Here is a 712-nt window from a genome sequence, read left to right as displayed (position 1 = left end):
GTCAAGAATGAACTGGGCTGGGCTGATTTTCGCCTAACAGACTATAAAAGCATTGAGCGCTGGTGGGAGATAATTTTTAGTGCTTATCTTTTAGTTAGCATTCAGGCGACTTATTTCCAATTAGAAGCTGAGAAACTGGTATCTGAAAATCTTCTCAATTCTAGCCCTGATTCCTCTTCATCCATCAATGCATCAACTACTGAATTTAGCCAACATCGGGAGTGGGAAACGGGCATGACATGGAAAAGTTCACTGAATAACTTGAGACTAATTGCTCAGCCTTATATCTTCTACCATTTGCTGTTACCTTGGTTAGATGTATTCAACATTCCTGGGATGAGACGCTGTTTCCTTAAGTTAATTGAATTGATGAATGGTTTTCGAGCTTTTCCCATTCCTTTCTCTATTGCTAGTTAACCTGAGTTCGGGATAAGGAAAAGAGCAGGTAGTAAGCTGAAAATAACGACAAATCCAGCAACCTGCCCTATGTTTAGTTTAGAAGCTTTATTTTGCCATGTAGACGATTTCTGTCGGGGTTTTGAAGCGCAATGGCACAAAAGGCTGTTGATAAATGGAGCGAGAAGAAGAAACAGGGCTAGAAGCCTGTGCTTAAGTGAGATAATGACGATTGTAATTGCATTTCATCAAACAAACTACCGAAATTTCAAGTATTTTTATTTGAATCACGTTAAACAGCAATGGAGTGCCGCTT

General features: G+C 39.6%; 1 pseudogene. It reads left to right on the top strand.

What is annotated here, in order from left to right:
- Positions 1–417, top strand: a pseudogene (locus tag FCR06_RS32160) (IS701 family transposase); the annotation flags it as partial.
- Positions 418–712: the final 295 nt, after the last annotated feature.

It is taken from the genome of Nostoc sp. PA-18-2419 (assembly GCF_005869855.1).
In the GTDB taxonomy this organism is placed as follows: domain Bacteria; phylum Cyanobacteriota; class Cyanobacteriia; order Cyanobacteriales; family Nostocaceae; genus Nostoc.
This window is presented reverse-complemented; position numbering and strand designations above follow the sequence as displayed.